Origin of the sequence: Marinirhabdus gelatinilytica (assembly GCF_003353425.1) — a bacterium.
Classification (GTDB): Bacteria; Bacteroidota; Bacteroidia; order Flavobacteriales; family Flavobacteriaceae; genus Marinirhabdus; species Marinirhabdus gelatinilytica.
In genome coordinates this window covers 39,012-53,794 of record NZ_QRAO01000008.1, presented here as the reverse complement: position 1 = coordinate 53,794, position 14,783 = coordinate 39,012, and the positions used below count along the sequence as shown (strand labels likewise).

At 39.4% G+C, this 14,783-nt stretch carries 11 protein-coding genes and 1 other RNA gene; 6 read left to right on the top strand and 6 right to left on the bottom strand.

Annotated features, from left to right (window positions below):
* Positions 1-419: 419 nt before the first annotated feature.
* Positions 420-818: a transfer-messenger RNA gene (gene ssrA, locus C8D94_RS14605) on the bottom strand.
* Between the two features lie 268 nt (positions 819-1,086).
* Between ssrA and C8D94_RS14600 the strand changes: the two genes are divergently transcribed.
* The 3 genes from C8D94_RS14600 to C8D94_RS14590 all read left to right on the top strand — a co-directional run bounded on the left by C8D94_RS14600 (position 1,087) and on the right by C8D94_RS14590 (position 3,967).
* The gene (locus C8D94_RS14600; protein WP_115124733.1) at positions 1,087-2,295 is read left to right on the top strand and encodes an NAD(P)-dependent oxidoreductase; all 1,209 of its coding nucleotides are present in this window, start codon (positions 1,087-1,089) and stop codon (positions 2,293-2,295) included.
* A 127-nt stretch (positions 2,296-2,422) separates the two neighbouring features.
* Positions 2,423-3,049 carry a hypothetical protein gene (locus tag C8D94_RS14595; protein ID WP_115124711.1) on the top strand — a complete coding sequence of 209 codons (627 nt, stop codon included), beginning with the start codon at positions 2,423-2,425 and terminating at the stop codon, positions 3,047-3,049.
* 264 nt (positions 3,050-3,313) lie between these two features.
* Positions 3,314-3,967 (top strand): hypothetical protein, encoded by a 654-nt coding sequence (locus C8D94_RS14590; RefSeq protein WP_170134789.1) that lies wholly within the window; start codon positions 3,314-3,316, stop codon positions 3,965-3,967.
* A 386-nt stretch (positions 3,968-4,353) separates the two neighbouring features.
* On the opposite strand, the gene C8D94_RS14585 is transcribed toward C8D94_RS14590, so the two are convergent.
* The 3 genes from C8D94_RS14585 to C8D94_RS15580 form a co-directional block, all read right to left on the bottom strand.
* Positions 4,354-6,567, bottom strand: a complete 2,214-nt coding sequence (locus C8D94_RS14585; protein ID WP_147278573.1) for an ATP-binding response regulator — start codon at positions 6,565-6,567, stop codon at positions 4,354-4,356.
* Between the two features lie 129 nt (positions 6,568-6,696).
* The gene (locus tag C8D94_RS14580) at positions 6,697-8,658 is read right to left on the bottom strand and encodes a DUF3857 domain-containing protein (RefSeq protein ID WP_115124708.1); all 1,962 of its coding nucleotides are present in this window, start codon (positions 8,656-8,658) and stop codon (positions 6,697-6,699) included.
* Positions 8,659-8,879: 221 nt separating this feature from the next.
* Complete coding sequence (locus C8D94_RS15580) at positions 8,880-8,927, bottom strand: DUF1361 domain-containing protein (protein WP_115124732.1); 48 nt, start codon at positions 8,925-8,927, stop codon at positions 8,880-8,882.
* Positions 8,928-9,247: 320 nt separating this feature from the next.
* Here C8D94_RS15580 and C8D94_RS14570 point away from each other — a divergent pair, with 320 nt between their 5' ends.
* Entirely contained in the window at positions 9,248-9,607 is a 360-nt protein-coding gene (locus tag C8D94_RS14570) for a DUF1801 domain-containing protein (protein ID WP_115124707.1), read from the top strand.
* On the opposite strand, the gene kdsA is transcribed toward C8D94_RS14570, so the two are convergent.
* On the bottom strand, positions 9,597-10,415 hold the full coding sequence (gene kdsA, locus C8D94_RS14565) for a 3-deoxy-8-phosphooctulonate synthase (RefSeq protein ID WP_115124706.1): 819 nt from the start codon (positions 10,413-10,415) through the stop codon (positions 9,597-9,599). The two genes, C8D94_RS14570 and kdsA, sit on opposite strands and share 11 nt — an antisense overlap.
* Positions 10,416-10,560: 145 nt before the next feature.
* Here kdsA and C8D94_RS14560 point away from each other — a divergent pair, with 145 nt between their 5' ends.
* Positions 10,561-11,292, top strand: coding sequence for a hypothetical protein (locus C8D94_RS14560; RefSeq protein WP_115124705.1), 732 nt, complete (start codon positions 10,561-10,563; stop codon positions 11,290-11,292).
* A 2-nt stretch (positions 11,293-11,294) separates the two neighbouring features.
* Here the strand turns inward: C8D94_RS14560 and C8D94_RS14555 are convergent, their stop codons facing one another.
* Complete coding sequence (locus tag C8D94_RS14555) at positions 11,295-12,710, bottom strand: T9SS type A sorting domain-containing protein (protein WP_115124704.1); 1,416 nt, start codon at positions 12,708-12,710, stop codon at positions 11,295-11,297.
* A gap of 197 nt (positions 12,711-12,907) precedes the next feature.
* Between C8D94_RS14555 and typA the strand changes: the two genes are divergently transcribed.
* On the top strand, positions 12,908-14,701 hold the full coding sequence (gene typA, locus C8D94_RS14550) for a translational GTPase TypA (protein WP_115124703.1): 1,794 nt from the start codon (positions 12,908-12,910) through the stop codon (positions 14,699-14,701).
* Positions 14,702-14,783: the final 82 nt, after the last annotated feature.

The following is a 14,783-nucleotide window of genomic DNA, read 5'->3' as shown; positions in this document are numbered from 1 at the left end:
AAGCCACGGGCTGCGCCCTTGTTTGCTGTTTTACTCTATCCCTTCGAGCAAACTCGGGAATTTTATAAAACAACAAAACCACACTCATGAGCGTGGCTTTTTGGGTGATCGTGGAGCCGGAGGGATTAGCTTTCCCTTAAGATACACTGTTGGAAATAAAAATACCCACAGCTATAAGCTGTGGGCATCTTTTAATTTTTCAAAAATACTCAAGCAAGCTTGGCATTTTTGCCAAATTAAATCTCCTGCGTATTTTTGAGTCAAGTGGAGCCGGAGGGATTGCCTGGGGTGTCCCACCTTACCAATATTGTAAATACAACTGTCTGTCTTTGCAAGGCAGGTGTCTAAAAACAAAAAATCCCAACCAAGCGAGCTTGTTGAGATTTTATAGTTTTCATCCACAACACAGTTGTGAGTGATCGTGGAGCCGGAGGGATTCGAACCCTCGTCCAAACGCGTTGCGTTACAGCTTTCTACATGTTTAGTTTCTGTTCAGGTTTTCGAGGGATTGCCGGTCAAAAACCACCAACGCACCCCTTATCCCAACTTGAGTGTCTCGGGAGTGTCTGGGCACCATTCCCAATAGGTTTACTTTTACGAAGCCACTTTGTCGAACGCCGTAAACCAAGGCCTTCGAGTGACTTCCTGCATGCCCGTCTTACGGGCCGAGGCATATCCTACTATAATTCAGATTATGCTGCTAGGGCGTAGTTATTCTCGCCGTTTAAAAAAGATTGACAATGATATTAAAGAGCCATCATCCAAAGCTCTACATGCTTACCATACCACAAGACCCGCTGTCAAAACCAGTCGGCCCCGTTTTAAATTACGAAGTACAAACAACAAATGTTGAAGTTATTTCCGTAAAAGCTTTCAATGAACATACATAGATCTGCTAAAAATCTAAGGTCCCCAAGGGATGCTGAATTGTTCAGCATTGTATCGAGGAGGGCGTGCCCCTTTATCGGGTCGGGCTTTCATCGCTACGCGGTAGCGTATTCAATCCCTCACGCGGGTGGCAAAGATACAAGAATAATAGTATCTTCGTAGCCCATTTACATATTTCAAAATCCATACCAAATGCCAATTACCTTTGCCATTATTAAAGAACGTAAAAACCCGCCAGACCGTCGTGTCGTTTTTTCACCCTCAGCCTTAAGAGAAGCTTCAGAAAAATTTCCTGACGCCCTTTTTATCGTGGAGTCCAGTGATATTAGGGTTTTTCCGGACGAAGCTTATAAAAAAGCAGGATTTGAGGTATTAGAGGACATTTCAGAAGCAGATGTAATGCTAGGCGTTAAGGAGGTACCGGTAGATGCATTGATCCCTAATAAGAAGTACTTTTTCTTCAGCCATACCATAAAAAAGCAACCGTACAATCGAAAGCTGCTGCAGGCTATACTTAAAAAGAATATAGAGCTGTACGACCACGAGACCATTGTAAAACAAAATGGTGCACGGCTTATAGGTTTTGGCCGCTACGCAGGACTGGTGGGTGCGTACAATGGGTTTAGGGCGTTGGGGATTCGTGACGGACTGTTCAACCTGCCCAAGGTAGAAACCTTGCCAGATCTAAATGCCGTAAAAGCCGAACTCGATAAAATAACCATCCCGCCTATCAAGATTCTATTAACCGGAACAGGTAAAGTAGCCAAGGGAGCCAAAGAAATCCTGGATCATTTAAAGATAAAAGAAGTAAGTGACGCCCTGTATCTAACCGCAGATTTCACCGAGCCTGTCTACTGTATGGCAGATGTCATGGAATATGCCAAAAGAAAAGACGGAAAAGTAGGCGATAAGTACGCGTTTTACAAAGACCCATCGGGCTATGAGAGTAATTTTATGCCCTATGCAAAAGTGACCGACTACTTTATCGCAGGACACTTTTATGGCGATGGTGCTCCGTATTTATTTACGCGCGAGGATGCCAAGCGTGAGGGCTTCAACATAAATTTAGTGGCCGATATTTCTTGCGACATAGATGGCCCCGTGGCAAGTACCATACGCCCCAGTACTATAGCCGATCCCTTTTATGGATACGACCCAATTAAAGAACAGGAAGTCGCTATGGATGCTCCAGGTGCCATAGCAGTTATGGCTGTGGACAACCTTCCCTGCGAACTGCCCAAGGATGCCAGCGAAGGCTTTGGTGAGATGTTTATAGAAAATGTAATACCCGCCTTTTTCAACGGTGACGGAAAAGGTATTCTAAAACGGGCCAGAATGACTTCTCCAAGCGGAAACTTGACAGATCGTTACAATTATCTGAAAGATTATATACAAGGTGCACAGTAGTTAAACAAATTAATTTGCGCTTTATCGAAAAAACAATATATTTCAACTTATTTAACACGAATATACTGATAAGTAGTTGTTTTATAACCGATTAAATGTTTGATTTATCGTCTTATTTCAATTAACTATGAGAAAATTACTACTTTTTAGCCTCACCGTAGTGATAGGATATACAGCTTATGCACAAGTGGGTATCAATACTACTAGACCTGATGCAACATTGCACGTGGATGGTAACTTGATTATTACAGATACAGGAGGTACAACTTTAGAAGGCGAATCAATAGAGGCAACTAGGATTGTGGGTATTGATGATGATGGAAACATTGTTGAAATCACCACTGACGAGAACCTTTATCTAGAAAATAATGTTTTAAAACTGGTAGAGAGAAAAAAAGAAATTGGGGATATACCCACGCTCTTGGCTCCGGTAGTAAATAACATAAGCTTAATTATTTTTCCAGGAGGATCTAACGGAGGTAAATCTATTATTAGAGTTAGAAACTTGTTTGGTGACAGTCAAATCACTGGAATAGATGTACTCCTTATGGGAGGTCCAGCTGCAGCCGATGGCACCACAGTATGGCTCTACCCAGTAGATGGTGACCTAACCCTTAAGAGTAATAGCATATTATCTTTACCTTTTAACAGAATATTATCTGAAAACGATGTAGTGATAGAAAGGTATAAAATGGTGCAACTTCTCTATGATGGATCGTTACAACGTTGGGTAATAATGTCGTCAGGAAATTAAAACGCTATATTATAGTACAAGAAAATCCGACCTATTGGGTCGGATTTTTTTTATGCTTATGATATACCCCTAAACCGCTCTCTGTTAAAATAGGATAGTAGTTGAAAAAAGCAAACCATACATTCAGATGGCGTATTCTAGTTTGTAAATTAACGCTATTGAAACTAATCGTAACGCTTTACATTCATTTCGCAAGAAAAAGACTACAATAGTTTTAGGTTTAATCGATTAAACGTTATATTTATTCTGTTAAACTGATAAACTATGAAAAAACTACTCCTTTTTTGCCTCACCATTATGTTTGGATTAGCCACCTATGCACAAATTGGTATCAATACAACAAAACCTGATGCAACACTTCATATAGAAGGAAATTTAATTGTTACGAATACAGGAGGTGAAACATTAGCTGGCGAACCCATAACCGCTACTAAGGTATTGGGACTTGATGAAAACGGTAATATAATCGCGCTCACATTAGATACAAACATATATATTGAAGATAACATTATAAAATCCTACACGTCTAAGGAGCGAGTAGGCTCAATACCTGTTTTCCCAGCTGGCGAACAACATAATGTATCGCTTATAATTTTTCCGGGGGGCACTAATGGTGGTAAGTCTGTAATACGTATGTCAAATGGCGGTACAGGTGCTTATATTTCCATCACTGGTTTTGATGTAGGTGAATTTGGTGGACCAGCCGCAGCCGATGGATTCTCGGTATGGCTTTATGCTTCAGATAATGATCTTAAATTAAGAAACGAAGATATTGGATCTTCACCAGAAAATAGAATAGCCGCGCCAGGTGGAGAAGATGTGGACGTGAATGAAAATGGAATGATTCGTATTATGTATGATGCTACGATACAGCGCTGGGTAGTGATGACCCAAGATAGTGATGATGACGATGATTAATCGTAACTATCTTAAAATGAAAAAAAACCAATCTAACTAGTTAGATTGGTTTTTTGTTTGGATTTAATGCTGTTTTAATCTAGTGGAAAGAACCATAATAAGGTTATAAGCTCTTGACGCCAACTATATTTGTGTATTCTGCGGGTTTTAAAAAACACCTGTGGGTTAAGCCTTCAATAAAAGTTGTTGTTTTAAGTTTTAAGAAAACAATCCAGTATGACCTGATTATCTAATGTTTTCTTTATAAGATAAACCTTAAAGAAGTACTAACCAATAAATTGGATGGATATATGTATAAAGAGACCCTATAAACCATGCTGTCAATTCTAGATGTTTTTTTACCTATAGGATTGGTTTTAAGTAGTAACACTTCAGAATATTCTGGCTTATAAGTGTTTTGCCAAGGTATTGATAAACTGTTCGCCCTTGTAGGGTTTTATCACTATATCGTCCATTAAGCTAAACCTATTTTGCTCAAGGACCTTTTCACGCTCAACCGCAGTGAGGGCTAATATTGGGATAGTTTCATTAATGTTGCGAATATACTCGGTGGTTTCAAATCCATTCATTCCGGGCATATTTATGTCCATTAAAATTAAATCGAAATCCTGCTCTTTAAATAATTTTATGGCCTCTTCTCCCCCAGGAGCCAATGTAGCTTCTGCTCCATAATTCTCCACCTCCCTTTGGGTCACCATTCTATTTATTTTATTGTCGTCTACGATCAATATCTTTTTTCCTCTTAGGGCATCAGTATCAACCCTTTTGTTGTCTATGGATAGATCGATAGCTTTTGCTACCTTATATATTATATCGAATTGAACTTCGGTACCATCGCCAACTTCGCTGGTAAGCTGTATTTTAGACTTGAGTTGCTTTAAGATTTTTTTTACTATGGGAAGCCCCAGTCCTGTTCCGTTTATATTGTTTTGTTGAAAATCATTGTCTTGTACAAAATCATTAAAGATGTCTTTTTGTTTTTCAGGATGTATTCCAATACCGTTGTCCTTGATTGAAAAACCTATCTTGATTTTATCCTCACCTATGGTCTCCAATTTTTTCAGTCTTACTACTATGATACCGTCATCCGTGAATTTTGATGCATTGCTCAAGAGATTCATTAAGACTTGAGATAATTTTATTTCGTCTCCCTTAAGCTTTTCAGGTATATCTTCATCAATTTCTATGATAAATTCGTTTGGGTGACCATTGTTCAAGAACTTGATAGAGTCAACAACGCTTGCTACTATTTTTCTAATATTGAATACGTTTTCTTTAAGCTCTTCATTTTTTTCGGCATCAATTTTATTGAAATATAAGGCATTGTTAATGAGGGAAAGCAGATAGTCTGCCGAGAATTTTAAGGTGTTTATCTGCTCTTTTTCGGTATCAAATCTTGAATTTTTCAGCAGCATATTGCTTATGCCTATTATCCCATACATAGGAGTACGTAGCTCATGGGTCATATTGGAGAACAGTCGGCTTTTTGCTTTGCTCAGCTCCTCGGTTTTCTCTTTTTCTTCTAGGTATTGCTTGTTTTTTTGCTTTAGGTTTTTAAGTAATTTTCGTCTTCTTAGATATGTATACAATAAAAAGAGAAAGAAGATAAACAGTATTCCAGAAGCTATTTTAACCCAGAATAACTGGGTTTGTCTCTTTGTTTCCTGCTTATCTATCTCGGCCTGTAGTGCCTGTTCTTTCAATTCGAGCTCGTATTGTTCTAACTTGAACCTGGCGGTAGCCGTCTCAATAGCCTGTATTTTATCTGTTTCGTATTGTTTGCTCAAATAGACCTGTAGTTCTGAATTGGCATTGTAGGCTGCCCTATAGTCGCCATCCAGTACGTAGGATTTTGACAGGTACTCATAGATTTGAATCAGGATTTCATCAAAATTTATTTCTTTAGCTTCAACTGCACAGGCTTCTAAAATCCTTATAGCACTCTTGGCATCACCCTTAATGAAACTCAACCTGCCTTGCAGGGATTTTGCTGCTACGGAGAAATATGGACTATTGGCATACTCGGCATATTCTACCGTTTTTGGTACATGATAGGAGGCCAATGCTACATTTTCTTCATTGATGCTCAAATCTGATATGTTATTGTGCAGAATGAAAAGAGAAATAGTATCTGCAGATTTTAGCGCAGATGTTATTGCTTCCTCGTAAAGTTGAATGGCTTCTTGTGACTGGTCCTGAAGTGCATATAAATTTGCTAGATCTATTTGTGCGTTTACAATACTCTTGGGGTCGTTGTTTTTTAAGGCCCTATCAATATTTTCCGAAAAAATTTTCTTGGATGCAATAGTATCCTGGCTCTTTAAGAATGAATTACCAATTAAACTGGATAGATCAATTATTTTTTCAACATACCCTTCTTTTTCAGCAAGTGAAATAGCGAATTTCCCTTTCTCTATTGCTTCGTCATAGTTTTTTTGAAAATATTGCTGTTCAACGAATTTATAAAGGGTATCGATTTCCTTTTGCGTTGCAGTCTTTGCTACGGAATCTGTTACTATTTTTTGAGTATCTGGGTTTTGGGCTAAACCATAGAGGCCAAAATATAAACTGAAGATTAAAACAGGTACTATTTTATTCAAAAGAAAATTTGTTAGTTGAATTATAAATATAGAAGAAATTACCTTCTTTATTAAATTTAAACAGTAAAAACGCTGGTTTTTACCCAAATATCATCACTAAAGTTTGAGTTGTCAACAAATTTTAGGTTGTTAGATTTTCTCCAGTACCACAACCTCTTTGTTCTGTTTGGTAACTACGGCATCAAAAAATTCCTTCAGACTTTGGTATTTTTCAGGGGTAAAGTAATACTCGTTCACCTTTAAACTGAACCTGATGGACAACTTCCCTCCAGTGGCACCATACACGACTGAACACTCGCCAGCACCATTGGGAAGTTTAACAATGGTATTTTGAGGTATTTCAGTTATGGTGTACTGGTTGTTTAAATCCAGGCTCATCAAAAAAGTTTCGGAATAAGGGAACCCAAATTCTACCGGATAGTTGCGCTCGTTCAATTTAAAGGGGTTTTCATCATAAAAAGTCCTTAAGAAAAAAGGGGAAAGATATAGTTTGTCTCCTGTGGTCTCTGGAGTAATCTCCAAGGTGTAGGTTTCCTTTAAGTTTTCGGCTACATTGTTTAGGTTTTCTATATTAAAATCGTTGATAGTTGTGTCGAACGTAAGTTTTTCCTTTTCCTTTTTGTGGTCTTCCTTGCCCAATTTTACAATTTGCTTGCGCTCTTCCATAGCTGGATATCCTACGTAGGTTTCGCTTACCTTACCTGTGACTTCGTTGTTTTCAGTAAAACTAAGTTGTGCGTTTATATAGGTAACGTTTTTCTTCTTGGGTAGTATGTCTATCCAATAGCTTCCGTTCTTGTTGTCCAAAACACGCCCTATTTTGTTGAGTGCAGGATAGGGGAGTACTGCAAAGGGTGTAAACTTGCTTGTGGCATCCAACAAATAATTGGTGTCGCCAATTTTTAACAGGGCAAGTGCATAGTTAAAATCGGTAAGTACGGGGTAGCCTTTTGTTGGCAATGCCCGATCCCTTGTAGATATTAAAACAATAAAAGCATCCAGTCCAGCAGCTTCCAATGCGTTTATTAGCGAAAGGTTTATCTCGCTGCTGTTTCCCACCTTTTCTTCAAACGCCTCTTTTACGCGAATGTCCGTAAGGATGCGTTGTTTGCCATTATAGTTAAAATGGTCCTGTATAAAATAATAAATAGCTTTCCCTTTTTCCATTGGGTCTTTTATGGCAAGTATGTTGGGAGGCAGGTTGTTCTCAAAAAAGTTTTTGTAGCCAAGCTGCCGTCCCAGATCCCTATCGGTCCTAAACTCTTTGTCAACATCTTTCCATTCTCGGGTGATTTCAGTTTTATTGCCCCTTACATCTGTGTATTCCTTCAGTTCATATTTTATACGTGCCATGTAATTTTTTTCAGAGAGCATGTACTTTTCCGTTTTAAAGGCGGGCACATCCTTCATTGCATATTGGCCCCATTCGCAATCGGCATTTTGTGCGATACCAGGTAGCCAGAAACAATTCTTTTTTACAGAAATTTTGTTAATATACAGCGGTTCACTACCCAAAAGACTTCTTCGGTACACATAATTACCAGGTATCTCAGACTCAAACTCGGTATACATTTTAGGGATGGTACTCTGGAAATCCCAACCACCCAGATGTGAAAAATACGGCGACTCTATGGTGTAGCTGTACTCCAGTACGCTTCCATCCTGTACATTGGGAAAGGTAAATTTTTTTAAGGCCCAGTTTTGGGTGGGATCCTCCGTGAATATGTTACTTGGCTTTAGGTATGTTTTCATGGTGCCATTATGGGTAATGGCTTTTATGTCCTGTACTTTTTCATCAAATTTTCCACCTACGTAATAGGGTATCGTTACGGTTGCATGATCAAAATTCTTAGCATCCAGCACCTTCATTTTTACAAACACCTCTTTTATGAGCCTTATCCTATCGTTAACCAGCTGTACGCTGTTTCGGCCAGTTTCAAATAGTACCACACCTGCGGCTTCGGGATCCTTGGGGTAGGATTTCATGTTAAGTTCTATACTGCTGGGCTCGCCAAAGGTGGCTGTTTGTCGTTCTTGGGAAAATACTTGGCACGAGAATACTACGGCCAACATACATAAAAGGGGTCTCATAAAATTCGGTTTTTGGCAAATCTACATAATATGAAAATAAATTTTGGTCTAAAATATTGTTAGCTGATAGTAGGTTTGTTGTTGGACATATTCCTCTTGAAACATAGCTTCTGAAGTAAAAGCAACCCAACTCCAAACACAATTGTAACCGCCCAAGCTACCCAATGTGCTGATGGATACATAATTATGTTGGCAATGGAAATGAGCAACCCAGGAAAATCCTAGACAATATCCCAAGAGTTGAACCTGAGAAACCTGCCCAGATAAATCCAATACCATAAAGAAAAAAATCACTCACACTTCGGTTTGTTTTATAAATTATTTATTTGTCTTAAATCCATTTTCAGAAATTTTAACAGAAACAGGAAAAATCCCCCCAATAAACAGGAAAAACCCTCTTGTATGAAAACTAAAAAAAATAGAATTTTGAAAATGATTTGGTGGTAGAGGAATAATCCCGACCATACATTTAAAACCCGTCATAATATTAATTGGGGAGTTAGTCTAGGCGGGTTACTTCATAAAAGGTCACTTGTTGTAAGTGGCCTTTTCTTTTTTAAATGAGAGATAGTTGTACTATTTTGCAATTATGAATCCAGCTGAAACTTACATCTTAAAGCAACCTGAACCCTTCAAGACCATGTTGCTGGAAGCACAGGTATTGGTGGAGCAGACATTGCCAGAAGCCGATTTAAAATACAAATGGAGTCTCCCCATGTATTTTGTGGAGAAGGCGCCTATTTGTTATTTTAATATTACAAAAGGATACTTTGATCTCTGTTTTTGGGTTCGGGATTCTTGGGAATTACATTTGGATACCTTGGTCACAGAAAACAGGAAGTTTGTAAAATCGTTACGCTATACGCATCCAGACCAAATGGATGCACAACTAATTGTGGAATGTGTCGATGAGGCCTACCGTACCAGAAAGCCAGGATTTACAGCGTGATTATTGTTTTTCTGATCGCAGTGAGGTTCGTCAAGAGTTTTTCCAGGTGAGACAGATCTAGCATATTGGCTCCATCACTTTTTGCATTGGCGGGATCGAAATGTGTTTCAATAAAAAGGCCGTCCGCTCCAGTGGCTATACCTGCTCTGGCAATGGTGCTTATCATGTCAGGTCTGCCGCCCGTAACCCCAATAGTTTGGTTGGGTTGTTGCAAGCTGTGTGTTACGTCCAAAACAACTGGAGCGTATTCTTGCATTGTGGGGATCCCTCTAAAATCTACCAACATATCTTGATAGCCGTACATGGTCCCACGCTCGGTAATACATACTTGGTTGTTCCCACTATCGGTTACTTTTTTCACCGCGTGCTGCATACTCTCGGGGCTCATAAACTGCCCTTTTTTAAGGTTTACCACCTTACCGGTTTTAGCGGCGGCTACCACCAAATCGGTTTGCCTAACTAAAAATGCAGGGATTTGCAATACATCTACATATTCAGCGGCCATGGCAGCATCGTTGCTTTCGTGGATATCTGTAACGGTTGGGATATCGAAGGTTTCTGAAACCTTTTGAAGTATTTTTAAAGCTTTCTCATCACCAATACCGGTAAAGCTATCTATACGGCTCCGGTTTGCTTTTCTGAAACTTCCTTTAAAGATGTAAGGTATTTCAAGTCTATTGGTTATGGTTACTACTTTTTCAGCTATGCGCAGTGCCATATCCTCACCCTCTATGGCACAAGGACCCGCTAACAGAAAGAAATTGTTGGAGTTGGTATGTTTTAGCTTTGGGATTGCATCTAGATTCATCTTTGTGGTAATGATATTTAATAACAAAGATACGTAATAATAAAACCGAAGCCCAATAGCCTTCGTACTTTAAAATAGATTGGGGATATTTTACAATTTGTAGGAAATTTCGTAAAATTGTAACTTACAACATATTAGCAAAGTTATGGGGAAAACTACTTTTGGTAGCAATATGGGGTTGCTACATTTGGGGATATTATTAGTTCTGCTGAATCTATCGGTCATTTTCTTTTTCGATATTGAAATATCAAGGGCAGTACGGTTATTTTCTTCTGTTGCAATACTACTATTTGTACTTTTTAAGAACGGATTTAAGAAAAGCTTGCTCTTTTTGGGGCTATTGTTATTGGTAGCGAAGGACGTATCTATCCTTTTTTACGAATCGCCTTTGTTTAAGACAATCTCCTTGTTGTGCACTGTATCTTTGTATACGGTTATAACCTTGTTTGTGTTTAGGAGACTTCCTGTATTGCGCTTTAGCTTAACATTGGTTCTCTTTGGGTTGGGGATTATTGTGTTGAATATCTTTAATGTATTTTATCTTTCCGATATCATTATCCCCTCGCTGGATAACGATACCCAACTTATATTGTTTTTTACCCAGAGTGCGGTAATGTTGTTTATGGCGTTGTTCGGGTTTTTATATAATGAAGCGTACGAGGGGAAACAGTCCTTAAATCTATTGTTGTGTATCTTGGCGTTTATCTTTTCGGACCTAGGGGGCCTTGCGGCCTATTTCTTGGGGTACGACCCAGCATACTATGCTGAGAGGGCCTTTTATATAATTGCGGTTTCTTATCTGGCGTATTATGTGGTGAACTTTAACCAGGCAGCAGATAGGGTAAGTGAGTTGCAAGATAACCAGCTGAGTGCCTAGGGTTATTCTTTAATAATTTTCTTAGCAGTTTTTTGTCCAGAAATAGTGGTTAGTTTAACAAAATATATTCCTGTGGGGTATGTGCTCAAATCTATCTCGACTGGATTATCTTCTTCATAAACAATTGCACCGTAGGTGTTTAGAATTGTAACAAAAGAGACCTTTTCTGAAGAATTGATGTAAAGCTTTCCCTTTGTAGGGTTGGGGTATAGTGTTGAAGTTAGCATAGTTGCATTTCCTACTCCTAAATTGCCCATGTTTTCATACCAAGAGAGCCTTTGGGCAAATGCGGAACATACTATGGCGTCTAAATCGTTATCATGGTCTAAATCTGCGGCAGTGACTTCTCCCGTTCTTACAATGGTCTCATCTACAATTACAATGTCGCCAAAACTTCCAAACCCATCAACATTTAACATATAGCTGAAGTTGCCATAACTATTGCCCATACTAAAGCCAAGTAACAGGTCTTGATCGCCATCATTGTCTATGTCATGGGGCTCCATGGAGCTAAGGTAAAGTTCTGTTTCGTAATTGTATATAATTTCAGATTCGTTAAATGTAGGTGATTCGTCAATTCCTTCAAGCCATATAATCCGATTAAGGAATTCATCGTGCCCTGCATTTATTAGTAGATCTTTAATTCCATCATTATTCAAATCTGTGATGATAAGCTTCTCAGCTTTGTAAGTATCTGAAACAAAGGAATCAAATTGAAACAAATTTTCTGCTGTTCCAAAGTCGCCAGCCCCATCATTTCTATATAGATCAATTTTTCCGGGAAGTAAATCCCAAGTACAAGCTATGATGTCGTTATCTCCATCCTCATCTATATCGTCAATGATTATTGGGTACCCAGAAAAATAATCAGTGGCGATATAATGTTCTGAACTAAAAGTTCCTTGCCCATCCATATTTTCATACCATACTAACTCTTCTTGGAAAGAATTTAAATTATGCACCACCAAGATATCCTCATCACTATCATTATCAAGATCAGCAACTCTCATATTAAATGTAGATTCCCCTTCTACAATTAATTGTTCTGGACCGTAAGCTCCCACACCATCTTCATTTTCTATCCAAACAATCCTGTAAGAACTTGGGGGAACTACATACCCGTACAATATGTCCAGGTCAGTGTCGTTGTCAAAATCTACAAATTGGTATGCACCTCCATTGGTATTGGCAATTATTTGTTCTTGGCCAAATGTACCATTGCCATCCATATTTTTATGCCAAACAACTTTTCCATACGCTCCAGAAACAACATCTACATAACCATCATTGTCCCAATCCATTGGCAAAACATTTCCTGCATTGTTATTATTCAAAGAAATAATCTGTTCAGGCCCAAACTGAGCATTCGAAACAAAAAAACCGAAAATTGATACAATAAAAAGTACTGCTGTTCTCATAGTATATTGAAATATAGCGGGGAGACAATGTGCCTATATGATACATAATTATTTAAAACTACTGTGCTTACCAAAAAAACAATGTGATCTTATAGGCAAATATCCACATGGTATCACTACTTTTGCACCGCCTAAAAAAGGGCGCAGAAAAGTATTGCTGCTAATTTTAAAAGTATCCCGTCTCACGGGCGTTTAAGATGGAAATAAAGAACATCGCAATTATTGCACACGTTGACCACGGTAAGACCACCTTGGTAGATAAAATCATGCACCACTGTAGCTTGTTTCGTGAAAACGAAAAAACAGGTGAGCTTATCCTGGACAATAACGACCTGGAGCGCGAGCGAGGCATTACCATTACTTCAAAAAATGTATCGGTTACCTATAAGGGAACCAAAATAAACATCATTGATACCCCAGGTCACGCCGACTTTGGCGGAGAGGTAGAGCGCGTGCTCAATATGGCAGATGGCGTACTACTTTTGGTAGACGCTTTTGAAGGCCCTATGCCCCAAACCCGTTTCGTATTGCAAAAAGCCATTGATCTAGGGTTAAAGCCCTGCGTAGTGGTGAACAAAGTTGATAAGGAAAACTGTACCCCGGATGAGGTGCACGAAGCGGTGTTCGATCTCATGTTCGAGCTGGGTGCCGAAGAATGGCAATTGGATTTCCCAACCGTTTACGGATCTGCCAAGAACAACTGGATGAGCGACGATTGGCAAAATGAGACTGACAATATAGAACCCCTTCTGGATATGGTGTTAGAGCACATCCCTTCCCCAAAAATTGAAGAGGGGACTACACAAATGCTCATCACATCCTTAGATTATTCTAGCTTCACAGGACGTATCGCCATTGGCCGTCTATTACGCGGAACCATTAAGGAAGGTATGCCTATTTCACTAGTAAAACGTGACGGGACCATCAAGAAATCGCGTGTAAAGGAAGTGCACACCTTTGAAGGATTGGGAAGAATGAAGGTAGAGGAAGTACAGGCAGGAGATATTTGCGCCTTGGTAGGTATTGAAGGTTTTGAGATAGGCGACACTGTTGCCGATTTTGAAAATCCTGAAGCCCTAAAAACCATTGCCATAGACGAGCCTACCATGAGTATGCTTTTCACTATTAACGATTCCCCTTTCTTCGGAAAAGATGGTAAATATGTAACCTCTCGCCATATCAAGGAACGTTTGGCCAAAGAGTTGGAAAAAAACCTGGCCCTGCGTGTTGAAGAAACCAATAGTGCCGATAAATTTATGGTCTTTGGCCGTGGGGTATTGCACCTTTCGGTGTTGATTGAGACCATGCGCCGTGAAGGGTACGAGCTGCAAATTGGACAGCCACAGGTAATCATTAAAGAGATTGATGGGGTGAAATGCGAACCCGTTGAAGAATTAACCATAGACCTCCCTGAGACCGTGAGCGGTACCGCCGTAAATATGGTAACCATTCGCAAGGGAGAAATGACCAGCATGGAAGCTAAGGGCGACCGTATGATCTGTAAATTCCATATACCCTCAAGGGGGATCATTGGGTTGCGTAACCAACTGTTGACCGCTACAGCCGGAGAGGCTATCATGACCCACCGTTTCTTGGAGTATCAACCTATGAAAGGTGGAATTCCAGAACGACAAAACGGTAGTTTGGTCTCTATGGAAAATGGTACGGCCATTCCATACTCTATCGATAAACTCCAGGACCGTGGCCGTTTCTTTATAAATCCGGGCGAGGATATCTATGAGGGGCAAGTTATTGGTGAAAATTCAAGACAGGATGACATGGTGGTGAATGTGACCAAAACAAAAAAATTGAGCAATGTACGTTCGGCCGGGGCAGACGATAAGGCCAGGATTGTTCCTGCCATAAAGTTTTCTTTGGAAGAAGCCTTGGAGTATATCCAGAAAGACGAATATGTCGAGGTAACCCCAAACCATCTTCGATTACGTAAAATATACCTGAAAGAGGTAGATAGAAAGCGTAACAAACAATAAAAGATTTAAGAGCCAGAATTGAATATTTTGGCTCTTTTTTAGTTTATTTGTTACCAAATTGTAACGGTAACGTTTCAGAAAA